The organism is Fibrobacter sp., from assembly GCF_045112255.1.
In the GTDB taxonomy this organism is placed as follows: Bacteria; Fibrobacterota; Fibrobacteria; order Fibrobacterales; family Fibrobacteraceae; genus Fibrobacter.
Window position 1 is genome coordinate 25,137 of sequence record NZ_JBGUHR010000033.1, and the last position, 26,033, is coordinate 51,169.

General features: G+C 44.3%; 20 protein-coding genes and 1 pseudogene. 13 read left to right on the plus strand and 8 right to left on the minus strand.

What is annotated here, in order from left to right:
* The 4 genes and pseudogenes from ACJMM9_RS03480 to ACJMM9_RS03495 form a co-directional block, all read left to right on the plus strand.
* Entirely contained in the window at positions 1-783 is a 783-nt protein-coding gene (locus ACJMM9_RS03480; RefSeq protein WP_405323895.1) for a hypothetical protein, read from the plus strand.
* Positions 780-4,625: an NACHT domain-containing protein gene (locus ACJMM9_RS03485; RefSeq protein ID WP_405323897.1), complete on the plus strand. Its 3,846-nt coding sequence runs from the start codon at positions 780-782 to the stop codon at positions 4,623-4,625. The genes ACJMM9_RS03480 and ACJMM9_RS03485 overlap by 4 nt, the downstream gene beginning before the upstream one ends.
* A 31-nt stretch (positions 4,626-4,656) precedes the next feature.
* Entirely contained in the window at positions 4,657-6,576 is a 1,920-nt protein-coding gene (locus tag ACJMM9_RS03490) for a hypothetical protein (RefSeq protein WP_405324022.1), read from the plus strand.
* Positions 6,577-6,741: 165 nt separating this feature from the next.
* Positions 6,742-7,353, plus strand: a pseudogene (locus ACJMM9_RS03495) (BRO family protein); the annotation flags it as partial.
* Positions 7,354-7,509: 156 nt separating this feature from the next.
* On the opposite strand, the gene ACJMM9_RS03500 reads toward ACJMM9_RS03495, so the two are convergent.
* Both ACJMM9_RS03500 and ACJMM9_RS03505 read right to left on the minus strand, forming a co-directional pair.
* On the minus strand, positions 7,510-8,370 hold the full coding sequence (locus ACJMM9_RS03500; protein WP_405323899.1) for a nucleotidyl transferase AbiEii/AbiGii toxin family protein: 861 nt from the start codon (positions 8,368-8,370) through the stop codon (positions 7,510-7,512).
* Positions 8,371-8,949 (minus strand): hypothetical protein, encoded by a 579-nt coding sequence (locus ACJMM9_RS03505; protein ID WP_405323901.1) that lies wholly within the window; start codon positions 8,947-8,949, stop codon positions 8,371-8,373. It lies immediately after the preceding gene.
* Positions 8,950-9,329: 380 nt separating this feature from the next.
* Here ACJMM9_RS03505 and ACJMM9_RS03510 point away from each other — a divergent pair, with 380 nt between their 5' ends.
* The 8 genes from ACJMM9_RS03510 (at position 9,330) to ACJMM9_RS03545 (ending at position 17,078) form a co-directional block, all read left to right on the plus strand.
* Positions 9,330-9,707 carry an Hsp20/alpha crystallin family protein gene (locus tag ACJMM9_RS03510; RefSeq protein WP_405323903.1) on the plus strand — a complete coding sequence of 126 codons (378 nt, stop codon included), beginning with the start codon at positions 9,330-9,332 and terminating at the stop codon, positions 9,705-9,707.
* Positions 9,708-10,363: 656 nt separating this feature from the next.
* Positions 10,364-11,452, plus strand: a complete 1,089-nt coding sequence (locus ACJMM9_RS03515) for a metal ABC transporter substrate-binding protein (protein WP_405323905.1) — start codon at positions 10,364-10,366, stop codon at positions 11,450-11,452.
* Between the two features lies 1 nt (position 11,453).
* Positions 11,454-12,092, plus strand: a complete 639-nt coding sequence (locus ACJMM9_RS03520) for a metal ABC transporter ATP-binding protein (protein ID WP_405323907.1) — start codon at positions 11,454-11,456, stop codon at positions 12,090-12,092.
* A 64-nt stretch (positions 12,093-12,156) separates the two neighbouring features.
* Positions 12,157-13,011, plus strand: a complete 855-nt coding sequence (locus tag ACJMM9_RS03525) for a metal ABC transporter permease (protein ID WP_405323909.1) — start codon at positions 12,157-12,159, stop codon at positions 13,009-13,011.
* Positions 13,012-13,191: 180 nt separating this feature from the next.
* Positions 13,192-13,503: a hypothetical protein gene (locus ACJMM9_RS03530; protein ID WP_405323911.1), complete on the plus strand. Its 312-nt coding sequence runs from the start codon at positions 13,192-13,194 to the stop codon at positions 13,501-13,503.
* Positions 13,504-13,528: 25 nt separating this feature from the next.
* Positions 13,529-14,080: a hypothetical protein gene (locus ACJMM9_RS03535; RefSeq protein ID WP_405323913.1), complete on the plus strand. Its 552-nt coding sequence runs from the start codon at positions 13,529-13,531 to the stop codon at positions 14,078-14,080.
* The gene (locus ACJMM9_RS03540; protein WP_405323915.1) at positions 14,019-16,043 is read left to right on the plus strand and encodes a TonB-dependent receptor; all 2,025 of its coding nucleotides are present in this window, start codon (positions 14,019-14,021) and stop codon (positions 16,041-16,043) included. Before ACJMM9_RS03535 ends, ACJMM9_RS03540 begins: the two co-directional genes overlap by 62 nt.
* Positions 16,044-16,172: 129 nt before the next feature.
* On the plus strand, positions 16,173-17,078 hold the full coding sequence (locus tag ACJMM9_RS03545) for a DUF58 domain-containing protein (protein WP_014545921.1): 906 nt from the start codon (positions 16,173-16,175) through the stop codon (positions 17,076-17,078).
* Between the two features lie 135 nt (positions 17,079-17,213).
* On the opposite strand, the gene ACJMM9_RS03550 is transcribed toward ACJMM9_RS03545, so the two are convergent.
* From ACJMM9_RS03550 to ACJMM9_RS03565, 4 genes are read right to left on the minus strand one after another with little or no spacing between them, the layout of a single operon-like run.
* Positions 17,214-19,283 carry a GTP-binding protein gene (locus ACJMM9_RS03550; RefSeq protein ID WP_405323917.1) on the minus strand — a complete coding sequence of 690 codons (2,070 nt, stop codon included), beginning with the start codon at positions 19,281-19,283 and terminating at the stop codon, positions 17,214-17,216.
* Between the two features lie 17 nt (positions 19,284-19,300).
* On the minus strand, positions 19,301-20,410 hold the full coding sequence (locus ACJMM9_RS03555; protein WP_405323919.1) for a GTP pyrophosphokinase family protein: 1,110 nt from the start codon (positions 20,408-20,410) through the stop codon (positions 19,301-19,303).
* Positions 20,410-20,979: an HD domain-containing protein gene (locus ACJMM9_RS03560; RefSeq protein ID WP_405323921.1), complete on the minus strand. Its 570-nt coding sequence runs from the start codon at positions 20,977-20,979 to the stop codon at positions 20,410-20,412. The genes ACJMM9_RS03555 and ACJMM9_RS03560 overlap by 1 nt, the downstream gene beginning before the upstream one ends.
* 1 nt (position 20,980) lies before the next feature.
* The gene (locus ACJMM9_RS03565) at positions 20,981-21,679 is read right to left on the minus strand and encodes an SIMPL domain-containing protein (protein WP_088641006.1); all 699 of its coding nucleotides are present in this window, start codon (positions 21,677-21,679) and stop codon (positions 20,981-20,983) included.
* Between the two features lie 193 nt (positions 21,680-21,872).
* Here ACJMM9_RS03565 and pgi point away from each other — a divergent pair, with 193 nt between their 5' ends.
* Positions 21,873-23,537 carry a glucose-6-phosphate isomerase gene (gene pgi, locus ACJMM9_RS03570; RefSeq protein WP_173465318.1) on the plus strand — a complete coding sequence of 555 codons (1,665 nt, stop codon included), beginning with the start codon at positions 21,873-21,875 and terminating at the stop codon, positions 23,535-23,537.
* 134 nt (positions 23,538-23,671) lie between these two features.
* On the opposite strand, the gene ACJMM9_RS03575 is transcribed toward pgi, so the two are convergent.
* Positions 23,672-25,612 carry a putative bifunctional diguanylate cyclase/phosphodiesterase gene (locus ACJMM9_RS03575; RefSeq protein WP_405323923.1) on the minus strand — a complete coding sequence of 647 codons (1,941 nt, stop codon included), beginning with the start codon at positions 25,610-25,612 and terminating at the stop codon, positions 23,672-23,674.
* Positions 25,613-25,720: 108 nt separating this feature from the next.
* Positions 25,721-25,879, minus strand: coding sequence for a hypothetical protein (locus tag ACJMM9_RS03580; protein WP_405323925.1), 159 nt, complete (start codon positions 25,877-25,879; stop codon positions 25,721-25,723).
* Positions 25,880-26,033 lie beyond the last annotated feature (154 nt).

The following is a 26,033-nucleotide window of genomic DNA, read 5'->3' on the forward strand; positions in this document are numbered from 1 at the left end:
ATGAGCATTTTTGCAGAACAGGTTTTCAATCCTTCGGGAATAACATCGACTTTTGATGAGAAGGCTTTTTCTAAGAAAGAAACAATATTTATATGGATTGATATTTTAGGATTCAAAGATAAACTGAAAGATGTAGAAAATTACGATGAATTAGCTTTCTTACTGGATTATTTTCAAGAGCTCTTTAAGCAAAAAGAAGGGTGGTATAGAACGACCGTTATTTCGGATGGAATTGTATTGGAACTGAATCCGAATAGAGAACAATGGAATTTTGAAAATGTGAAAGCTTGTTTTGATGATATAAAACGAAAGCAACTAGAATTTATTTTAGAAAAGAAATATGTGATAAGAGGGGCGATTGTTGTTGGAACGAGTCGATTAAAGAAAGAAAGTGATAGGAATTATATCAGTAATGGATTATCTTTTGCTTATGAATTAGAATCAAAAGGAATAAACTGGCCTATCATAGGAACAAATAGCAATTTCTTTAATCGAATGAACGCAATGTATCAAGACGTCGGTCGTCAACAACCCTTTAAAGATTTATTCAAAAAGACGTTAACGCCAAATGGACAAGATGTTTATTTTTTAGACGTTTATTCTGATTTAGAAGGTGAAGAACGATCAATTGTTGAAAAAATAATTCAAGATCAACTAAGAAAACACCAAGAAGAAAAAGATAGACCTGTTTACAATAAATATATATGGCTTTACAAATGCATGCACAACTATAAAGGTTCTAAGGCCGAATTAGATGCCGAACTTGAGGAGGTTGTTTTATGAGTGATTATATTGAATTAGATCTTTTAAAAGATGAAGACTCCTCTGCAAAAATATACGATATTGATTCTGCAATAAAAGAGTCGAAAATTGCCGTTATTCTAGGAGCGCCAGGTTCCGGCAAATCATCTTTACTGAAATTATTTGAAAATAAGAATTCATCAAATACGACAAGGCGAACTTTTCAAGATTTTGACTTAAATCCTGACATTGATGATAGTACTCAATATCTTTTGTTAGATGGATTAGATGAGTTTAGAAATGCACAAAGAGATAATAAAACAGGAATACTTAAACGAATTGCTTTAAAATTAAAACAACTTGATAAAAAAGTAAAAATCACTATTGCATGCCGAGAAATGGATTGGCTTGGAAATACTGATGAGGATGCGTTAAAAAATTATTTGCAAAATGATGTGCGAGTATTTACAGTTAAACCTTTAGATGAACAAAAAAGAATTGAATTATTAAGATTTTTTGGAGTGAACGAAAACGCAGATTCTTTCAAAACTTTAATTGTAGAAAATGAGCTGTTTGATAATCCTCAAATCTTAAAAATGTTTGTAGAGATTTATAAGAGAAAACCTTCAATTTGTATAACGACGAAAGCTGAATTATTTAGATACTACATAGAGTTTTCTCAAGAACACAATGAAGAAAATTTGGCGAATGGTATAAATCAGATAGAACCAGATCTGTTTAAAAGAAACGCTGGCTATATCGCATATTATTATATGTTTGCTAATATAAAGGAATTTAATGGAGAAATTTGTAGAAAAATCAGTTCGGTAGATTCCGGCTACAGCATTAATGATTTAACTATAGTAATACATTCTAAATTGATGCAAGAAGGATCCTTTGCACATAGAATGATTGCAGAATATCTGGCGGCAGAATATCTATATGAAGAAAAAATAAAAAAGGAATTATGGCCAATAAGTAGAATGAAAGCATTACTCACAAATGGTGAGAATATTGTTTTTTCAGAATATCGAGGTGTTTATGCTTGGTTGTGTTTCTTTTCGAAAGACCATAATTTAATAGAAATAGATCCATATTTACAATATCAATATGGTGATAACTCTTTATTTGCCGATGAAGAGAAACTGAAAATAGTTTTGGCGATAAAAAAACATTCCGAAAGTAAACCATATTTTATGAAATATGGTGATAGAAATAAAGCGGACACTTTAGCTTGGAAAAATGACGAAAAAGATTTAATTCCTTTATATAAAAGTTGTTGGAATAAAAAGAATCATTTTATTCGTTTTTTAAACGACATTCTTCTTGTGCATAGTGATAATCCGTCAAAAGAATTGCGTGACTTTGCTAAAGAAGTTGTATGCCGAAATGAATTAGAATCACACTTTAAAGTATCATTGATAGAAATTTTACGAAATGATTCCGAAATTTTATTTCAAATTTTGGAGGACATTAAGCATGGACGAATTGAGGATGTAAACAATGAATTAAAAGATGAAATTTTAGGATGGTTGTATCCGACAGACATTTCACCTGAAGAAATATGCTCTTATATTAGTTCTTATAAGCCATATTCGGTATATACTCATCGCTTTGAGTATCTTTTAAAAACTCCAGATAACAAGTTGAAAATTGTTTTGGATGAGTTATTCCCAATATGTACATCTATACAAGAAGTTAATATAGATGAAATGTATGAGGATTTGTTGGAAAAATATTTTCTGATTCTTTTGAATGATGAAACAGAAAGAAAATTTTGGGAGGAGTTGGCTTATTATGCAGAAAAGATAAATCATAACTTTATATTTTGGAATGCTGAGGAAAAAGTCTTAGATACTAAATTTAGCGATGAAAAAAGAAATAAATTATATGAAGAATATTTGAAATTGATAACGCCACATGAAGAGTCTGAAATAAATCTATGTTATGATAAAGAAATAAATTTGGTGAATGCGGCTCAGAGAATAAAGCCACAATCCATTTGCAATATTATTGAACAATTTCTTCAAGACGGCGAATCTGAATATTTTAAGAGCAATGTCATCCGTAAAATAACGCAGGATTATAATATTTTTGATGCTAGCCAGCTAAAAGAAATGAAAGACATTCTTTGGGATTGGTCAAAACGGCACAATTTAAAAAATGCAGTCCAATCATTTTTGAACGAAATAGATAAAATAGTTAGTGAAAGCAGAAGGTATAATGGAAAAGACAACTATTTAAAAAAAGTCAATGAAGAAATAGATAAAAATGAGTCTTATATAGCAGGGTTGTCCTGTGATGAAAAACGCAGTAATATGAATATTTTGCAGGCCTGTGCCGGTTATTATTTGCATCATCTTAGTGACAAGTTTGATGAAGCGAGTTTAAGAATCAAAGAAAAAACTTATAACGAATTTTGCAACATACTAAAGGATCTTTTTAAAGAAAATCTAGATGCCAATAGAATCTGTAATGATATAACAACTATAAAGTATATGGCGGAAAATGTTCCGATGCAAAGTAGGAACATCGATTACATTTATTTAGCCATGCTCATTCTAAACAGTGATTATGTTTATTCATCTATTACGGATAATGATGTTCGTGAATATTTCTACATCATCTCCATTATGAATAATAGAATAGCGAATATTCGTCATTCTGTTTTTGAAGAATATTATGAAAAGACTGATTTGAACAACTCCATTGCGGTTTTGAAAAAGTTTTACGAATACTATGTTAACACAATTATTGCAAATGAAGAATCAAAAAATGTATTGCTGAATTACGTAAAATTAGACAACAGTGGCAAGAAAACATTAAAGAAAATCAAACAAATACTTAATTTTATACCACAGAATAAATCAGAACGTTACAAATATTTGGTAGAACGATTTCTTGATGAGTATGCACAGCAACTTGATTTAGATGATTTGAAAAAAATCGTTATAGACGATTCAAATTTGAAAAAAAGATTGCAAAGTTTAATCGCTTTTAGAGAAAAAGATTATTCCAAAGCAGATAAGGATTTTGTTTTAAACATATATTCCTTTTTAGGGAATAATTTGGAGTATTTTTCGGAAGATGAAATATTGTTTTTTATGAGATCTGTTCTAAAAATATTTAAAGATGAAACCGTTATGGAAGAACGTAATGGAATCATTGATTCGGAACAAACACTCATAAGAACCTTGAGGTACGGCTTTTTTCAGGGAATAAATGGTGAAAAAGGTTTGAATGTATTGCAACGTTTACTCAACGAAGGTGGTTTGAGTGAGTATTGGGAAAATCGTATAAAAATGCAGATTTATGAATTGACTTTGGAATTGAGCGAAAAATCTGCAATAAAAATGTCAATAGAAAAGGCAAAGGAATACATTTTCAATCGAACATATAAAGATGAACTTGATTTTTGGAAAGATGTTTGCGATAAACTTGATTTTATTAAGCGTGAAATAGAAGATAATAGAGATAATCAGAAAGACGCTTTTTATCAAAATAAAATAAATTCTAAAAATGAGGAAAGTTGCAGGGACTTAATTCTTATAAAATGGAATGATAAATATTCAATGATTGCGAAAGCGACCAAAGAAAAATATGAAGCAAATAACAGAGTTGATATAAATCTACAATGCCAAATGGGTATTTCCGCAGAAGTTCAAATTGAGTGTAAAAAAGACAGTAACGCTCAAATAAAAACAGGTATCCCAGACCAATTAGTAGGTAAATATCTGAACAAGAAAAATGTTAATTACGGAATATATTTGGTCTTTAATTTTAATAACAAAGATCCAGAGAATCTAAGGAAGTCATTGGTTGCGACAATTCCTAAAGAATACAAAAATAACATTGATGTGAAATGCTTGGATTTGAGGTACTAAGTAGCTACATTTTATAGGATAGAAAAGCGTGATGTTCAACGACTTCTTCGAACGGATAAAATTTAATAAGCTCTCGGTGCCGCATCAGAACCTCATGTTCCAAAAGGCAATACCTATTTTGGATTCTTTTGACGCATCAAATAATTATGACTTAAATCAAGTTATAGAATTATCAAACATTGTTCAAATTGTAAAGTCAGTTGAATGTCCTACAAATGTTACTCCTGAAAAATTTAATGAGTATAGAAGGGAAACGGATACGATATCTCGTTTTGTTTCATCTTATTTTCAGCGATTAGATTTAAGCGATATTGAAAACATTTTCCAGGGGATATGGACTTATTATCCGTTAGATATGCTGGAATTGTTGGAAAAATTCGGCTTATTGGAAAAAATTTCCGATTCTAGCGTTCAAAATCTGCTCGATAAAAAGCTAGTTTCATTGATTCATATTTTAAATTGTAAGAAATGGGTGAAAAAATACAATCAGGTAATAACCAATTGTATGATGAACAATAAAGATGCTGCTGAAATAATCATCAAATACTATTTGGTGAAAGATTCTAGAGAAAGAGAAGATGTTACATTCCCAAAAGCTCTGACTGAAGAAAAGAAAATAAGCATCCTTAATTATTATGTTAACGATGCAATTGAAGCGGATTCAGATTATTTAGAACTGGTAGAAAATGCTCCCATAATACCAGGTCTTGACATAGATGATAAATTACGACTGAAGGCGAAAAAAGCTAAAGAGAAAAGTTTGGAAAAGTATTTTGAGGAGAATGGTTACGTCCCCTATGCTTGTACGGCTGTTTTTCAAGAGACAGATGAAGATAAAGAAGAATCTTATAATGAAAAAGATCGCCATGCTTATTTCATCTATAGCAAGAAATGGATTCGTGAGCACCTCGATTTCCCGACTCTACTCAACAACTTTATATTCTTGCTAGATTTTTTTGATTTAGAACTACGCAGTCAATTTGCGTTAAGAAAGAAAAGTATAATAGACGATCTTCTTGGCAATAGTGAAGGGATAAAGCATTATCCTATAAATACTCGATTTAAAAATAGCCAGATGATTTATCATGAGGTTTTATCGGAATATGTGAATGAATTGGGCTATTACGGAATAGGCGTTGAAGACTTGATTGATTATTTCTTCAAAGAATATTTGAAAGAGAATTTCAATATTTCAGATTTTGAATTTAACAAGCCGTCGAAAACAGTATCTTTGGATGAGCGGATAAAATTGTTATTCGTTGAAATTGACAGCCTCCTTAAGCAACTAAAATACTATAGAGAAGATGGTTGCATTGATAAGGAGCTGATGTCCATTTCGTCTAAACCTGTTGGCATTGGAGAACTGAAAAGTTTTCAAGAACAGAAATACGCCTATGCAAAAGGGAAAGATTTGAAAGAGGAAATGCGTTTCCTCTTTAAGTTTGACTTGATGTTCGGCATGAATTTTGCATGGAGTGGTTATATGTCCTTAGTACAGATAATTGCTAAAGAACATCTTTTCATAACTGACTTTACAAAGGCTGCTCAGGGATGGATCATTTGGCTGATAGAACGAGGCTCTTTACGTTTAAAAGAGGATGGAAGTCTTGGTTTAAACCTTGTTAGATGTAATGTTCTATGCGACTTATATGAAAATGAAGTCGTCTGTTTTGCACATCAGACTGTAGAGACAAAAGAAATTTTAGAGAACTTGAAAAAAGCTGATGAAATTGATATTGGCGATACTCTATTCTCTCGTCAAGAAATCAATTACTTCAATTTTGTAATGAACAAGAAAGAATTCTCAAACGGGATGGATTTGAGAAACGCTTTCCTGCATGGTTCTTTCCGTGGAACAAAACAAGATTTACAGCGAGCATATATAGAAACTTTGAAAATTCTCATAATGATAGTTGTCAAGACAAACGAAGAATTCTGCTTGAAGCTATAGGCTATGTAAAATTTTCTTGTCCCTCCTGCCAGTTTTGGGGATATTAGGTACATTACATTTCAGCGCGTCATTCCGTAGAAAGGAATGATGCGCTTTCGCTTTATTTGGCTTTGCCATATCGCAAGGGCGCTCCTAAAAAGAACAAAAAAAAATACAGGAGATCCTATGACCAAAAAAGAAGTCACCACTTACTCCCAGCAGACATTTGAAAGCATCAAGCATATAGATGAAAACGGGAATGAATTCTGGTACGCTCGCGAAATGCAAAGTGCATTAGAATACGCACAATGGCGTCGTTTTCAAGATTCCATAGAAAGAGCTAAAACGGCTTGCAAAGATAGTGGATTTAATATTGAGGATCATTTTGCCGACGTCGGCAAAATGATAAATCTCCCCAAAGGGACTCAACGAGAAATCCCCGACACCAAGCTTTCCCGTTATGCTTGTTACCTGATTGTAATGAATGGGGATCCCCGTAAAGAAGTAATAGCCCTTGGGCAAACATATTTCGCTGTTAAAACTCGTCAAAAAGAAATTTCGGATACAATGGTGCAACTTTCGGAAGATGAAAAACAATTGGCCATCCGTGACGAAGTAATGATTCGAAATAAATTCCTTGCCAGTTCTGCAAGGGCGAACGAAGCGCATTTTGCCGTAGGCAAGAAAGTTCGCCAGACGATTGCTGAACTTGGCGGAACAATGCCAGAAAACCTTCCCACGCCCAAAACAAGCAAAGGAGACCGTACGGCGGAAAGGTTAATGAAAAAGGTTAAAGAATGGGTTAATGTAAAGGATTCAGCTCCCTTCCGGATATCTTCCAAGATTTCGTTGTGCGACATCTTGGAATGCCTCAAGGAATTGTATTCACGCAGTTTGCGGATGTCCTCTGTATCAAAGCGGTTGCTTTTAAGTTAGGGAAATCTGAATTCATATTTACTCCAGCATATCTTTTGTCCAATACATTCCTAGCCTATCACGAATCAAATTCATTACAGCTTCGAAATTCAATGAATCAGTGTATTTGATTTTGCGTAAGAAATTTTTCCAGAGAGCAAGTCTTGATTCGTCTTGGGCAAATTTTGCAGAAAAAAGATTTGCATTGGAAGTATAATTCGTTTTCCTTGCGCGGAATGTCGCTTTGATAGCCGCTTCAAGAACCTGATTGTCAATTTCGTGACTTGTCAAAATCTGATAAACATCAAAGAAATCCTTCATACGACTATTGCTTTCGTCGCGCGCAATCATGGCATGAAATTTTTCCGCGACAACCGATTCGATTGAATAAACAAAAATATTCGCTTTAGGCAAATTGTCGAGTAGTGTGGGGTACGACATCTCATTTACACCAACAACTGAATCTCCGAATCCAATATCAATGGCAACCCACTGGCGAATTGAATCCAGATTTGCCTGTATTTTCACATGAAGTCCGAGGTATTCCTTATCGTCCATTATGTCTTCAACTTGAATGGAATCAATGTCAAAGGTAATGCCGTCTTCAGGACAAGCCTGCGAACAAATATCTGCAAACATAGAGCGGAGTAGTTCTGGCTTTGAAGGAAAATCCACGCCGAGCAAATCCACATCCAAAGTCGGGCGTGCTATTAAAGGATTCAAAGCAAACAGCAGAGAGCCGCCTTTCAAATAGAATGAGGATCTGTACTTACTTTTTGCAAGGCAATACATCAAGCGCTCATGAAAGAAGCGTATGAGAACCTGCTGGTAGTTCCCATGCACTTTTCGCGTTTGCTCCAGTAGGCGATTGCGCACTGATTTTGCAACATCCTGAACCATTTAAATCCCAATTTCCAAATACGTTTTCAGGGTCGCAGCAACACGGAGTTTTTTTGCATATTCTATGAGTTTTGCGATGTTCCTATCGGAGCGATGCAGATACGCTTTGAGGATTTCGGCGCATACATCCAAACCAATTTTATTGCGATATTTGATAGCGTCGCAGACGGAGCGTTCCAAATCAGTGACGCGCACCTTGTGACCATGAACTTCCGTCATCGTGATTCCGAATTCCAGCAGATGATCCGACCAATAATAAAGCGTTACCGGAGGGAATTCAGGCAATACGAGTTTGCGCTTACGCGGGATGGCAATGCAAAATGCGGAGGGAATTTGCGTAGTGAGTTCGTAATGCTCCCATGCAGAATACATGCACAGAACGCCGCCAGGCACAAGAACATCTATGTCTATCATCGTATCTGCCAGCGCTGCAGGCTCTGCAAACACTCCGGGGCGCAGGCGTAGCAGTTCGCCGGACTGGACTTTTTGCAAGGTCTGGTGATACTGATAGGCGCTCATGTTCTCGCGAACCATGAAGCCTTCGGTATTGCCAATTTCTTTTCCGTCGTATTTGAGCATGTTCTTAATATAATAAAATTACGGCGATTTTACAAATATGCCGTAGAATTTTAACATTTCATTTTGACGCACCAACCGTTTCACTAGCGAAACACCGGGCGTTACTTTCTGAAATACACGCCCCGCCCGCGACCACTTTCGCGCATTTTCAAGCCTCTTTCGCACATTTTTCCGCACATTCCCGGCCTCGTAATCCCGCAAAAACCGCGATTTTTTATCAAATTTCGCGATTTTCACAGCATTCTCCGACATTCCACAAAAAATTTTTTCTGCGAGTCCCTCAAAAATGAAAAAGTTGGCACGGCTTTAGCTTAAGGTAGGGTGTAAAACAAAAGGGCCAACGGTGAACGCCGAGCCCGCAACAAAAAGAGGTTAAAATTATGATGAACACACAGATCCTTCCGAACGCTTTCTATGGTATCCAGAACTTCATTGACAGCTTGAACGCCGCAAACGCAAAGTGCGAATGCACCTACACGCCGAAGGCTGACTACTACGAAACCGAAGGCGGCTTTGCTCTCGAAGTCGAGCTTCCGGGCGTCAAGAAAGAAGACATGGACATCCAGGTCGAAAAGAATATCTTGACCGTCAAGGCGACCCGCGCACGCAAGGACGAAAAGTTCACTTACGAACGTAGCTTCCGCTTGGCGGACGACATCGATACCGACAACATTAAAGTCTCCTTGGAAAACGGTATCCTGAAATTCGATCTCTCCAAGAAAGCTCAGGCTGCAGCCCGCAAAATTACCATCGCCTAAAAAGCGATCGGGCTAACGCCTAAAATTTCACAAGCTCCTTTTTCATACCTCCTCCTTAGAACAACAGATTCCCGGCAGCGATGCTGGGAATTTTTTCAACTTGTCATGCCCGCGAAAGCGGGCATCTCCTTTTCTATTGCCAAAATTTACTTTTTGTACTATATTTCAATTTGCGAATGGTTCTCAAATTGAATTTACACGTACTTGACAGGCTGATGGTCGCCTTGGCGCTCTTTTACACGGAGCGTCACGTTGAGCATCACTGTCACGGCGAACATTGCCACGTCTGTCATCACCTCCACCACTGTCTGGACTTGATTTCGGAATTTTGCTTTGAACTCGTCGAAGCGCCGATTGAAATCATTTGCCGCTGTTTTCTTTTTAGGCTGGTTCGTTTCGCGATTATCATTCTGCGTCCGACAACGCTTGTTTCACAAAAGATTTTACTGCTAAATTAATTTTTATCCATTCTAGGCGACTTCCGCCTTATCAGTACCATATTAACAGTACATACTAAAAATTTATTTTCTTTAAAGGCCCATTGTGCCCCGTCATCTTCCGACAGGAAGATCCATAATTCTTGTATAAGAATTTTCTAGGCATTCTCCCTTCATTGAAAATTTCAAAATTAAAATAACATAAATAAAAGGATAAAAATGAAAAAATTTTATTCCATGGCCTGCGCCATTCTCGTCGCAGCCTTATTCGCTCTCGTCGCCTGCAACGACAATCCTAAAAGCAAGATCGCTAAAGAGCACAAGCTCTCCGTCGTCACGACCATCTATCCTGAATTTTCATGGACCAAGTCTATTCTCGGCGACCAGACCAGTTCCGTGGATCTCTCTTTGCTCATCAAGAACGGCATCGATTTGCACAGTTTTAAGCCGACCGCACAGGACATCGCAAAGATTGCAAATGCCGACATGGTCATTTATGTTGGCGGAGAATCCGATGAATGGATTGAGAAGGCTCTCGAAGCAACGCCGAAAAAGGGGCGCACCGAAATTAACTTGATGAAGGTCCTCGGAGACCGCGTAAAAGCGGAGGAAATCGTCGAAGGCATGCAAGCCGAAGAAGAACACCACCACGAACACGCTGAAGAACACGAGCATGAACATCATGACGAACATGCCAAAGAACACGAGCACGAACATCATGACGAACATGCCGAGGCTCACGAGCACCACCATCACGATGAAGAAGTTGAAAACGATGAACATGTCTGGCTCTCGCTGAAAAATGCCGAGGTGATTGTCAAGAAAATCTCCGAAGAACTTTCCAAGCTCGACGCCGCCCACGCCGCAATCTACAAGCAGAACACGGACGCTTACGTTGCGCAAATCCAGGCTCTCGATTCAGAATACCGTGAAGTTGTCAACGGAGCCGCCCGCAAGACCGTTCTTTTCGGCGACAGATTTCCTTTTCGCTATCTGGTGGATGATTATGGTATTAAGTATTATGCCGCGTTTGTTGGCTGCTCCGCCGAAAGCGAGGCTAGTTTTGAAACAATCGCATTCCTCGCAGGAAAAATGGACGCAGAATCGCTTCCTGTAATTTTCACGATTGAAAACAGCAACAGTAAAATCGCAAAGTCCGTTCTCGCCGCAAGTAAAAAATCCCAGAGCGCACTAATTCTCTCCATCAATTCAATGCAGTCTATCACAGAAAAGCAAATAAACGAAGGTATCGATTACTTATCGCTTATGAAAGCTAACTTGGAAAACTTGAAAAAGGCTTTGAACTGACATGTTTCTGCTCAAGTGCAACAAATTAACACTGGGATACAACAACAAAGACATTCTTCACAGTTTTGATTACGGGATTCATTCCGGCGAATACCTCTGCATCATAGGCAGAAACGGCTGCGGAAAGACGACGTTCTTGCGCGGCCTCGCCGGTGTTTTGCGTCCGAAATCCGGGAAGATCGAGCTGTGCGACAACCTCAGGCGAAACCAAATCGGCTACTTGCCGCAAATCACGATAGCGCAAAAAGATTTCCCGGCATCTGTCGAAGAAATCGTTCTATCGGCATTTCAAGGGAAAAGCCTGCTGTTGCCATTTTACGGGAAAGCCCTCCGCAAGCGCGCAAGCGAGTGCTTAGAACTCACGCGGACAGAGAACCTGCGGAAAGAAAGTTTCCGCGAGCTTTCTGGCGGTCAAAAGCAGCGAGTCCTCCTGGCCAGGGCATTGTGCGCGGCCGAGCGCCTGTTGCTTTTGGACGAACCCGTCACAGGGCTTGATCCAGAATCTTCAAGGAATATGTACAGTATCATCAAAGACCTTCACGAAAATAAAAACATGACTATCGTGATGGTCACGCACGACATTGAAGCCGCCCACAGCAACGCTACCCGAATACTCAATTTCAATGAATTAGCACAATAACGGAGATGCCCGCTTACTTCGACTGCGCTCAGCACAGGCTCCGGCGGGCATGACAATTTAGCCCATGCTAGACAAACTATTTTTCTACCTAGACTTTCCTTTTGTACGTTACGCAATTATTGTCGGGACACTTATCTCACTATGTTCCTCGCTTTTGGGCGTCACGCTCGTTCTCAAGCGTTATTCCTACATTGGCGATGGACTTTCGCATGTCGCGTTCGGAGCGCTCGCAATCGCGGCGGTTCTTAAAGTCACGAACAACATGCTCATCATTTTGCCCGTAACCGTAGTCGTTGCGATTTTACTCCTGTGTGGCAGCAAAGACTCGCGTTCGGGCATTCAAATTAAAGGCGATGCCGCCATCGCCATGGTCTCGGCGGGGGCACTCGCTATCGGCTATTTGCTGATGAACATTTTCTCGTCATCGGCAAACGTCGCAGGCGATGTCTGCACAACGCTATTCGGCTCCATGTCCATACTTACGCTCAAGCCGACAGACGTTTACCTTTGTGTCGGACTTTCCGCAATCGTCCTTGTAACATTCATTCTTTTTTACCACAAGATTTTCGCCATCACGTTTGATGAAAACTTTGCACGTGCGACAGGGGTAAACGTCAACGCATTCAACCTTCTTATCGCAATCATTATCGCCGCAATCATAGTCCTTGCCATGAATCTCGTCGGAGCGTTGCTCGTTTCTGCACTCGTCGTTTTTCCATCGCTTTCCGCCATGCGATTTTTCAAAAGCTTTTTCTCGGTGACTGTTGCTGCGGCCGTGATTTCCGTCGTCTGTTCACTCACCGGGATTGTCGTTGCCATCCTCGCCGGAACGCCCGTTGGTTCAACGATTGTCGCCGCCGATATCGTCGCATTCTTCATCTTTTATATAGCAAGTTTCATCCGCAACAGGAGAACGTAAAGCACGATGTCATCCTGCCCCGAAGTGTAGCGATAGGGGAAGGATCCATAATTTTTCATCGGAGTTTTTATTTTGTACAAATTATTAACAATTCTACTTTTACTTCTATTCACAGCGTTTTCATTTGGCCAAACATCTACCAACTACGCCGACATAGACCTCACGCGAATGAGTAGCACCATGGTTTACTCGATGGTTTACCAAATGGTCACTGACCCTCAAAAATACGTCGGCAAGCGCATCAAAATGAAGGGCGCATTTTCGACCTACTTTGACGAAGAAACAGAGCAGCGTTTTTTTGGTTGCGTCATCAAGGACGCACTCGCCTGTTGTTCACAGGGACTCGCTTTTGAACTAGCCAAGCCCCGCAAATATCCAAGCGAATTTCCATCCCAAGGTACACCCATCACCATTATCGGTACGTTTGAATTTGAAAAGATAGAAGACGGCATCGGCTTTCCAATAATCAAAGATGCCAAAATGTACAGATAGAGTTTCACCCATACAAAGGATAAAAATGAAAATCAAACACCTCTCTCTTGCCGCGCTCTGCGCATTCTTCGCCGCTTGCGGCGACAGCAATTCCACTTCCACCGATCAGCATGAGCACTTCGAAGCTGAAGGCTGGAACCTCTACTGGCCCGATTGGAAACTCGCCTACAGCGTCTACCAGGGCAAAGAAGACAAGAGCCTTGAAACGCTCCGCGTCAACGCAAACTGCCTTAGCGAACATTTGACCGTCAAGTTCCTCGATGACGAAAAGAAAGAAGTTTCTGCCCCCAAGGACGACGAACATACTCTCGGCTGGAGCATTGGCGACGAATCCATCCTCGACATCGAAGCTTGTGGCAGCTGGGGCTTCCACCTGAAAGGCGTCAAGGAAGGCGAAACAACGCTAACGCTCAAAGTCAAGCACCACGACCATGCCGACGCACGTACTCCGGAAATCCGCATCATTGTTGACAAAGCCTTGAAGGCAGAAGATTGCCCGTTCCAGGACGATGACGATGATGACGAAGATGAACACGAACATCACCACGATCACGAACACGAGCATGATCATGAATAAAAGCCTTATTAGGGCTGCCATGGGGAGCCTCCTTTGCGGAGGCTTCCTTTCTTTTGCATACGCCCAAGAATTTGTCCAAGACTTAGGCAATTCAACAGTTGTTGCCGAACAATCTAGCGAAACCATTTTAGACGGTCTCCGTGAAGACGAAGATTTAAAAGGCGAAAAGCTTGACCGCAAAGTTTCCACAACCATTGCAGAAACCATAAAAAACGAACCCGACATCGCCATCCGCTCCATGGGTCCTGCCGCCGCGCGCCCCGTCATCAAAGGACTTTCCGGCAGTCACGTCACGCTTACCGAAGACGGTTCGTTTTGTGGAGACATGAGCGCCACCTCGCCCGATCATGCGGTCGCATCCGAAGTTTTAACCGCCCACAAATTACGTATCACACGCGGCCCACAAATTCTCGCACAATCTTTCGCCGCCGCCGGTGGCGTTATACACGTCAAGCATCAAGACATTCCGTTTGACGATTCACTTTTCCACGGCTACATCGCGAACTACGCCGAAACAGGGCAACCCGGATTTGCAACCGTCATAAACGCAAACGCCAACGTTCTCGGAATCTCGCTCAAAGGTGAAGTTTCCGCACGCAACATGAGCGACATGGAAACCGCCAAGGGCACACTTAAAAATACCGAAATCGAAAATCGAAGTTTCGCGGTCGGCGCCGCCTACAGTCTCGACCGTTTCAAATTCGGAGCATCGTTCCGCTCGTTCAATTCCGATTACGGCATTCCTGGCGGATTCATCGGCGGGCACCCCAACGGCGTAGACATTGAGCTTTTCAAGCGCGACCTCACCTTGCAAGGAATGTACATTCCTGCAACAAGCCCCGACACGCTCAACGCCATCTTCCGTTACAATCAATACCACCACAAGGAATTTGAGACAAAGAAATATGTTGGCGCAGAATTTGCGGTCAACCAAGCCAATTTGCGCATTGAAAAATTCATCGCCAATAGTGGTCCATTTTTCGGCATTCGCCTCGGCGGTGAACTCGACAACCGCTCTGTCGAAATGGGCGGTTACGTCTTTACGCCTCCGACAAATTCTTACGCCGCATCGCTATTTTCCATTGCAAGTTTAAATGGTTGGAACGGCCTAGAAATTACCTTGTCCGCACGACTTGGCGGAGCATTCTTCAGGCCACGTGAAAGCGTCGTTGCTGACAAAGACGCCATCGAAGACCGCAACTTTGCACTATGGGCATTCGCAGCCGAATTTTCACAGATCGTCGCTCCCGGGAAATTCCTGACACTAGACGTATTCCGCACCACACGCGCCCCGACCATCGAAGAACTTTACAACCAGGGGCCGCATCTCGCCGCCTACACTTACGAACGAGGCTACCACAAGCTCGACGCCGAAAGCGGTTACGGAGCGGAACTCGAATTTCGCGATTACGGCGAGCACTTCAACTGGCGAGCCTCTACGCACATCACCTGGTTCCTGAACCATCTTGCACCACGCGCTACCGGCGACACCAACTGGTCCCAACTTTTGCCGATCTACCAGGTCAGCGGCGATGACGCTCTCCTCATGGGCGCAAGCGCTTCCATCGAGACTTCCGCAGAGCAAGGTTTCTACGCCCAAGCAGGCGCAAGCTATGTTTGCGGATTTTACCAGAACGAAAACTGGAGCGACATGCCACAAATCCCGCCATTCCATTTTCACGCCGAAACGGCCTACATCTGGCAGCACGTCCGTGCAGGCATCAACACGGAATTCGCACTCGCGCAAAACCGCTTAGACCGTTACGAACAACGCACACCCGGCTACATCACGTTCGGAGCGCTCCTGGAATTCCACTGGGCGCTCACACTTGCTAATTACAGCATCGTCCTCCGTGGCGATAACTTGTTCAATGCCGACGTACGCAACCATCTTTCGCGCCTCAAATCCGTCATGCCCGAAAAAGGCCGTAATATAAGCATCCTCGCCAAAATCGAATTCTAAAAAGCATCCCTTCGCATTGTCACCCCGGCCACAGTGCCGGGGTCGCCATTCCCCATTACATAGAAGCTTTTTTATGGTCTCTCCCGCGCGATATTTGTATATTCTTTAGCGTAAAAAAGAAGATTTACGATGGCCGATAAAGAATTGCTTGATAAAGAAGTTTTAAAGACCGTTAGCCGCATTGAACTTTCTGTGCGCGGCACACTCGACACCGTGATGACAGGAGCTTACCACAGCTCCTTCAAAGGAAACGGTATGGAATTCAGCGAAGTCCGCGAATACATGCCCGGCGATGACGTGCGCACAATCGACTGGAACGTGACCGCCCGAACCGGAACACCTTACGTCAAAAAGTTCATCGAAGAACGCGAAATGACCATGCTCCTCATGGTCGATGCTTCCAGCAGCTCCGAATTCGGTTCCGGCAAGCAAATGAAGGGCGAAGTCATGGCAACGCTCACGGCTCTCCTCGCATTCGCTGCCATCAAGAATAACGACAAGGTCGGCCTCCTCATATACACCGACCAAGTCGAACTTTTTATTCCGCCCGAGAAAGGCCGCAAGCACGTGCTTCGCCTCATCCGCGAAATTCTCTACTTCAAGCCGCAGCACCACGGCACCAATACACAGGTCGCCTTGGAATATGCAGGCAAGATTTTGAACCGCAAGGCAGTTGTAGTTGTGATGAGCGACTTCTTGGATGAAGGTTTCGAAAACGCATTCAAGATTTTGCGCAAGCGCCATGACGTTCTCGCCGTATCCGTCGTGGACCCGCGCGAAATGGAACTCCCGCCCGCAGGTCTCGTAGAACTCGAAGACCCCGAAACCGGTGAAACGCTTTTGATCGATACCGGCGATGCCGCCTTCCGCGAAGCATTCGCCCGCGAAGCCAAACGTCAAGGCAAAGCGACCAAGGAACTCTTCCAGCGCATGTCGATTGACTTTGTCCGTATCGAGACGCACGACGACTTCAAGGAAACTGTCGCCCCGCTCATCGAGCACTTCCGCCGCCGCGCCCGCGCCGCCAGCAGATAACGAACATTCAACATTTTGAACGACTCAGTTGAACTTGTCATTCCGGCCTCCGAGCTCTTTGATCACTTAGTGCTTTAGCACTTATGTGAGCATGATCCGCGTATGGGGACGGAATTTCCTTTTTAGCAATAAATTTTAAACCGTTGCCGGTCTATACCCGAGCAATTTCATGCTGTAAAGCGCAGTGCCCTTGCTAATGCTACGAACGCCCGTAGCGTATCCGAAAATTTTCCGAAGCGGGACATCGGCTTTCAAGAAGTGCGTTTTGCCATCGCCTTCGATTTCTTTCACCTTGCCGTCACGCGCCTGGATATCGCCCGTCACAAGCCCTGCGAAATTCACCGGGCATTCAAGCGAAAGTTCCATCACAGGTTCATACAATTGCACATCCGCAGGCTTCACGAGCTTCGCCACCGCATCCGCGCAGCACTTCTTAATCATCGGCGGGAGCGCCCCTTCTGTCCATTCAAAGCGATGGACTTCAAAACGCACACCTACAAGCGGCCCCTTGCCGAGCACGCCGACTTCAGTCGATTCCAAAAGCGCCGAGCGAACACCCGCCAAAATTTCAAGCGGAGCCTTTTCCATAAATTCCGCAGACAAGCGAATATCATGCGCATCGCCCTCTAGCGGAGAAGCCGAGATGCTGATGGACATTTTATGCGGTCCAATCTGGAACGTATTTTCTACAGGCCCTACTTCGCGGCACAGGCGTTCTTGCCAACGCACTTCGGGGCTGCCGGCGCGTACTTCGCAACCAAATTCACGTTTAAGGCGAGCGAGCAAAACATCGAGCTGCACTTCGCCCACAGTATGCAAATACCAGAACCCGCCATCATCCTTTTGCACGCGGAAACTCGGATCCATTCGCGCAAGCACCGAGAGGCTGCGCTCCACGTGGGCGTAATCTTCCGTGCGCACACATTCCACACGCGTCTGCAAAAGCGGCAAATAATTTTCACTGATCGACGGCGCGACATTCCCATTCTGTGCGGCAGTTCCCACAGCATTATAGATTGCTTCGCCTTCGGCTCGCAATGACGTACCAGCCGCATTCTCGCTCTGCATTAACCCCGCCGCATCTCGCCCTGCATTCAATTCCTCATTCCGAATTCCTAATTCCGAATTCAGATAAATCACCTGCCCAAGTTCCGTTTCAAACGGCGAGACCATCGCATAAATGTCTCCCGCACGGATTTCATCGACAGGCAAAAGCATATTCGCCTTGAGCCTTGAAAATTCAAAACCCGCCGGCCAATCGCGACGCAACAAATCTACATGACTGCGGAACAGCGAAATCTCGCCCACGCCACGGAAATGCCTCAAGCGCACAACTTGCCCAAGCTCATTTTCGTCAAACGTCGGGACTTCCGGCAAAAAGAACGAAAGCGCCGTCACGAGGCTCCGAATGCCAAAGCCCTCCAGCGCGGAACCCGCATAGCAAATCACATATTCATCGCTTGCCGCAAGCGCCTTGAGTCCGCGCAAAAGCATCTTCGGCGGCACCGGCTTATTCTCAAGCGCAAGCGACAAAATTTCATCGTCAAAGTTGCTTGCAAACTCCACCGCTTCATCGTAATACTTTTTCAAAAGCGTACGTTCTTCTGTAGCCCCCGCATCCGATTCCCAGCCGTCATCGAGAATTTCTATACCCGATTCCGAATGCACCAAGCGGCTCTGGCTCAGCACATCAAGCATCGCACACATCTTGCCGTTTTTAAACTGCGGCACAGACATGAGCACCGGGCGCACTCCAAGCGTTTCTTCAATGTTAATGAGCGTCTCGTCCAGCGAATAATCGGGATTGTCAAGCTTATTTACAAACAAAATCGTACGTACACGCGATTCGCGCAACTTGCGAAACGACGCAAGCGTCTGCGTCTCGACGCCACTTGCAGCACTCACCACAAGCACAGCGCCTTCCACAGCCGTAAGCGCCATATCGACTTCGGCACCGAAATCGACATGCCCCGGCGTATCAATAAAATTGAACCATGTATTTTTCCATTCGAAATGCGCCACGCCACTTTCAATCGTGATGCCGCGTTCCTTTTCTTCGGGCATGTAGTCCATCGTGGCAAGGCCATCTTCTACGCGCCCCGGGCGGTGAATTTCACCCGCTGCAAAAAGGATTCTCTCAGAAAGAGTCGTCTTGCCCGCATCAACGTGGGCCAGAATAGCAATATTTCGAATCGGCTGTTTCATAAGCCCAAAGATACATTTTACTGGTTCATGAACGAGAGCTTCAATGCGCTGTCATAGAGCCGTTTCGCCCAGGATTCGTGACTTGCGGATTCTCCATAAAGATCGTCCAGAATCGTGCGGATTCCTGCCACGCCGCCACCTTTTTTCAAGATGTACACCACAAGCAGGCTAATCACGCCAAGCGACGAGTTGATAATGTCCAAGTCCGTATGTGCAAGCTGGAACGCCGCCAGGTGATACGCATCCTCGGAATTTTCCTTGACAAGCCGATCCACATCGGCAAGCGTGTTGAAACGCAAGAACTTCAGAGCCTTCAAAAACGGCATCAGCGAAGACTCGTGAATTTCAGCTTGGTTGATTGCCGCAATACGCTGATTCAACTTGTCAAACGGTCGCAACTTCAGGTAATTCGTAAACGAGTCACCATTCAGCGCCACTTCGTCAAAGCGCCCCGAATGCACAAGCGACTGCACGTGATACCTGTAATTATTGATATCCGTTCGGATTTTGCAGAACTGTTCATCGACAAGTTCCAACATGCCTGCAAGGCGATTCAAGTTGCGCAAATATTCACGCGGAATCTCAAAGCCAGACTTATAACCCGTATCGTGATCCAATGTTGCCCACACATGCTGCAAAGCCGTTCGCATCTGGATTTCAAAACGGATTTCATTCATTTCAGGGCATTCAGGATCTTCATGCAAGGACTTTGGAATCGTACATATAAAATGTAACGAGTTATAGCCAAAGCTATCGAGTTCGTGCATTTTGCGCTTGTCAACGCTATTTTTCCAGTCGATTTCAAACAAGCTCTCAACAAGTGCTGCAATTTTTTCAACATCGTCATTGTAGAACACAATCACGCGGGCACCCAAAATGTCCGTCAGATCCGTCAGGGACTTATACTTGCCATTTTTGCGTTCAAGCTTTTCAGCAAGGCTTGCCTCGGCCTTGATTCGCGCTTCAACGGCAGTCACATAGATATTATTTTCCGCTACTTTTTTCTTGAGCAAGTCACATACAAAATCTCTCAACCGTTCATAGACCGGCATCTTTTCGCGATATTCTTCAAGAATTATCGTTTCAGTAGGATTCAACCCATATTTTTCAACAGAGTCTTCGCCCATTACCGTCTCCCGCCAAAGATCTTTTCAATCAGATCCGTAAATTCCGCATAGGCGAAAGTGCCATCAAGTTCTTTCAACGATGCAGCCAAACCGCGATAATGCCATTCATGTTCCTTAATATCGGTCACGTGGAAAATGTTCCAGAGTTCATCGCCTTTTTGGACAAAATCACGATAAATAATTCTTGCGTTGCTCAGCTTATCGCCCATCGCCACAATCTTTGCATCGCGACTGGCTCGTGCCAAGCGGTCAATTGCCGCCTGCTTGCGGGAATGCCAAGAATCCGATTCGCTCACGCCTTCCATGAACACGTCCGATTCTTCTTCCACAAGTTTTGCCACGCGGTCGCCAAACTCTCGGCGGATATCATCCAACGTAACAGACGTATCTTCGACGGTATCGTGCAAAGCCGCAGCCGCCATCAATTCCTGATCGTCCGTCATCGTCGCAACAATTTCCACAGCCTCCATCGGATGGACAATGTACGGGAAGCCCTTCCCTCGGCGACCCGTACCGGCGTGAGCCTTGACCGCAAAAATAATGGCTTTGTCAAGAACAGATGTATCCATATTAGTCTTCCAAGAAATATTGGACACTAGTCACTACGCGGACTTTTTTGATATACGGCGTATTTTCATCGCGGTCCTCAATAGAGAACTGCCCTTGCGTCGCCGTCTTGATTTTCCCAAGTTTGCTATCGGAATCCAAAGCGAATTTCTCGGCCGTGACGCGAGCGTTCTTATTCGCTTCATCAATCATTTCAGGCTTAATTTCATTCAGGCCGTTAAAACTATAAACTTTACGATAGCGGTAATCGCCTTCGCTAAAAGCAATTCCCTGTTTTAAAAGTTCACCCTGTCGGCCCATCAGCTTGCGAACCTTATCGACATCCTTAGAAGCAACGGTCAACACAACTGTCGCCACATAACGGAAAGCACGTCTATCATTGTTGTAAAGTTCACTCTGGGCATCTACAATATCCGTTGAAGAGCGGCTGATTTCAGATTCGTCAATGCCATTGTCTCGCAGGAACTTTTCCAGCGTTGCATTTTTAGTTTGTACAGTTTCGTAGATTGCCGAAAGATCATTGCCAAGCTCCTTGTAAACAATCGGCCATATCACAAAATCAGCCTTAACCACCCGTTCCGATAGTCCCTTTACGGATACGATTCGTTCACGATCTTTCGTGTGCATCATGGCGCAATAAAGAAATGCTCCAAGCCCGAGGATTGCAATTGCCAACACCAACGATTCTTTAACTCTAGACATATTTTTCTCCTTTGCCGCAAAACACCCACGGCTATAAGATTAATATACAATCTTGAGTAGATCCTAGTCACTGGTCAATGGTTATTAGTCGCAAACATTCACTGTTTTTCTCTCGTCTCTCGCCTCTCGTCTCTCGTCTAATTTCTAAATTTGCACTCGTAACAAAAACCCGCGTGTGCGGAAAGGATAATCTATGTCTAAACTGACTGATTCTAAGGAATGGAAGGCCCTCGAGGCCCATGCCGAAGTCGCCAAGACTTGGCAGATGAAGGAACTCTTCGCGAAGGACCCGACTCGCGCCGACAAGTTCAGCGCCGAAGCCTGCGGACTCTTCCTCGACTACTCCAAGAACATCATCACCGACGAAACCATGGCAAAGCTCCAGGACCTCCTGAAGTCCGCCAATTTCGAAGACATGCGCGCCAAGTACTTTGCTGGCGAAAAGATTAACACCACCGAAAAGCGCGCCGTGCTCCACACCGCACTCCGCTACAAGGGCAACGATCCGATCTGCGTCGATGGCAAGGATGTCATGCCTGAAGTTCGCGCCGTGCTCAAGCACATGGAAGACTTCACCCACCTCGTCCGTAGCGGCAAGTGGAAAGGCCAGAGCGGCAAGTCCATCAAGTACGTTGTAAACATCGGTATCGGCGGTTCCGACCTCGGTCCGGTGATGGTCACCGAAGCCCTCAAGCCGTATGCAGAAAAGCCGATCGCAGGCGAAACTTCTCCGGAAGTCTACTTTGTTTCTAACATCGACGGCACCCACATGGCCGAAACCCTCAAGAAGGTGAACATCGAAGAAACGCTCTTCATCGTTGCTTCCAAGACGTTCACGACTCTTGAAACCATGACGAACGCCGAAACCGCTAAGGCTGCCGTCCTCAAGGCTTTCAACGGCGACAAGTCCGCTATCGCAAAGCACTTCGTCGCTCTCTCCACCAACACCGAAGCCGTTACCGAATTCGGTATCGACCCGGCAAACATGTTCGAATTCTGGAACTGGGTTGGCGGCCGCTATTCTCTGTGGTCTGCAATCGGCCTCTCCATCAGCCTCCGCATCGGCTTCGAAAACTACATGAAGCTCCACCAAGGTGCCTATGAAATGGATCAGCATTTCAAGACCGCTCCGGCTGACAAGAACCTCCCGGTCATCCTCGCCCTCATCGGCGTTTGGTACAACAACTTCTTCGGCGCATCCAGCTACGCCATGCTCCCGTACGACCAGTACCTCCACCGCCTCGCCGCCTACTTCCAGCAGGCAGACATGGAATCCAACGGCAAGACCGTTGACCGCGACTCCAAGCGCGTGAACTACCAGACGGGTCCGATCCTCTGGGGCGAACCGGGTACGAACGGCCAGCACGCCTTCTACCAGCTCATCCACCAGGGCACCAAGATGATTCCGTGCGACTTCATCGCCCCGGCCAACAGCCACAACAAGATTGGCGATCACCACCAGAAGTTGCTCTCCAACTTCTTCGCTCAGCCGGAAGCTTTGATGAACGGCAAGACTCTCGCCCAGGCTCAGGAAGAACTCCGCGCCGCCGGCAAGTCCGAAGAAGAAATCGCATTCCTCGCTCCGCACAAGGTATTCGAAGGCAACAAGCCGACGAACTCCATCATGATGGACTACGTGAGCCCGGAACGCCTTGGCGCTCTCATCGCCATGTACGAACACAAGATCTTCACGCAGGGCGTTATCTGGAACATCAACAGCTACGACCAGTGGGGTGTTGAACTCGGTAAGCAGCTCGCCAAGAAGATCCTCCCGGAACTTGCAAAGGCCGACGCCGAACTCCACCACGACAGCTCCACCAACGGACTGATCAAGTGGTTCAAGGCTCACCAGGCTTAGTAGCTTGTCACCCCGGCCACCGTGCCGGGGTCGCCATACACAATTAGAAAAAAGTCGCAGCACTCAAGCTGCGGCTTTTTTGCATCCAAACTTTCGGGCATTTACCAAACAATTCGCCCGACAACGCGTGAAACTTACACTTCCACGCCCTTTTCCTTGAGTACCGCCATCACCTCGTCATACGGGAGCGGCTTTGAATAATAGTAGCCCTGTACGCGGTCACATCCTATTTCCTTCAGGAAATCCAGATGTTCCTTTGTCTCCACCCCTTCTGAAAGCGTACCGACATGCAACTGTTTTGCCATGTCCACAATGGCGCGAATAATCACCTTGGACTTTTCCGTAAAGTTCCGCAAGAACATCATGTCGATTTTCAAAAAGTCAAAATCGTAATCTTTCAGAACATTCAATGACGAGAATCCTGCACCAAAGTCATCCATCCAGACTTCAAAACCGTCATTCTGAAAACGCGTCACCTGTTCACGAATAAAGCCATCCTCGTCGCCATCCAGCACCGATTCCGTAATCTCGATATGGATCATTTCATGCGGCACGTTGTATTCCCTGGTCAACCGCGTAAGTTCCTTATAAATGTCACTCAGCTTAAAATCCAGGCGAGAGAGGTTGAATGAAATCGGAACGCACTTGTGTCCCAAATTCGTTTCCTTGCGATACCGTTCGCAAACCTTCTTGAGCATGAACAAGTCGAGTTTCTGGATCAAGTGCGCATCCTCGAGGATGCCGATAAATTCTATTGGCGGCAAAAAGCCATGCTCCGGATCATCCCAACGGGCAAGCGCCTCAAAACCACAAAGCTTATTCGTATTGATATCCACAACGGGCTGGTAATACACCTTGATGTATTCATTTTTCACAGCCTCGTCAATGTGTGCTATCAGGTACATCTTCAAGCGCTCGCGGGCGCCCATCTCATCGGCATAAAAAGCGACATATTCATCATAGACGCCCTTGGTCGTTGCCTCTGCAAGGCGCGCACGCATAAAGCAACGCTCAACATTTTCGTTTTCTACGCGCTGCACATACACGCCCGCCTTGATTTCAAGCACCCCCTGGGTCGAGAATCCGCGGATTTTATCATGCGCTTCTCTTATCTTGGAATCCACACCGACTGCATCGCCCACCGCACGGAACGTATCGCATGACACGTGAGTCACATAGCGTTCCCCAAACAGCGACTTAAGCGTATCCGCCATAAAGCACAAAGCCTTATCGCCCTCTTCAAAGCCAAACCGTTCATTAAACGCCTTAAAGTTATCCAGGTCAAAAACGAAAAACGCATAACGTTTTTTCGGATTTCTAAAAAGCAAATCCTGCACATAATTTGTGAACAGGAGAATATTCGGGAGGCCCGTAAGTTTATCGTGGTTACGCGCAATTTCCGCCTGCTGCGTTAGGCGCACCGTCCTGAAAATAAGCTTCACCGCAATCGTAAGCGTAAGCCAGAAAAGCCAAGCCACGAACACCAGGTAATCCAAAAACTCCGGCGTCACCTCGATCATGCGCACACACACATACATGGCGAGGTTCACAAGCAGGCTAAACAGCGTGACAAAACCCAAGAATCCAAAACGCGTAAAAATCTGCGTATTGCGGACAAACAAAAGTTCGTTCCAAAGGAGTTTCCACCAGAAGAAAATTGCAACCAGGTTCACCAAAGCGGCGCCGATCTGAGTCTTGCCCACCACCATTCCGAGGTAGCCCACACCGACAGATGCCGAAAGCAAAAACAGCGATTGCGACCAATGAATGGACAGCCTTTTGCTAAACACCAAAATGGCAAGCGGAATCAGCACAATGCGGCTCAAATAATCCACGATCACATCAAGCATCAATGGAACTTTGTCCATTGCACACGAAAGCAATTGCAAAAGCCCATGATAAATCAAATCAGCATAGATCATGAATGGGGTCAGCGAAAAAACTGCACCCCAAAAAAGTATTTTCTTCAGGTTCTGCTTTTCACCAAGCGTTGCCAGCGTAACAAGCAAAAAGCCACTCGCCAAGAGCGACGGGAATAAGAACACATGATCGGCATAATCCCAAAAATTTATCATTGCAAATACCCTAGTGCTATAAATATAATGTATAACCCCATCCTGTGCACACGAATGGGAAAAAAACGCGCTTTTTAGGCGTTATATATTGGAATAAACGCTAGGGATTTACTTCACTTTATCAAAATCAAGCCCGTCATCGACCGGAATCGGTTCATTCGGATTCTGGACATTGACGTCTACTGGATCGGGCGTTCCAAGATCCGTCGGCGGAGCAGGCATTTTCGTCGCTTGCACAGTATGATCATCGCGACCATCCTTTTTCAATTGCACTTCATTCGGGTTGTTTCCAACGCCGATTACAGCAGGACAACCCCTAGGATTATCACACGCACAACCTAAGACAAACAAAGAGAAAGCAATCAAAACAAGTTTCATACGCTTTAATATACAAAAGAATCACAAATTGGACAATTCGTCA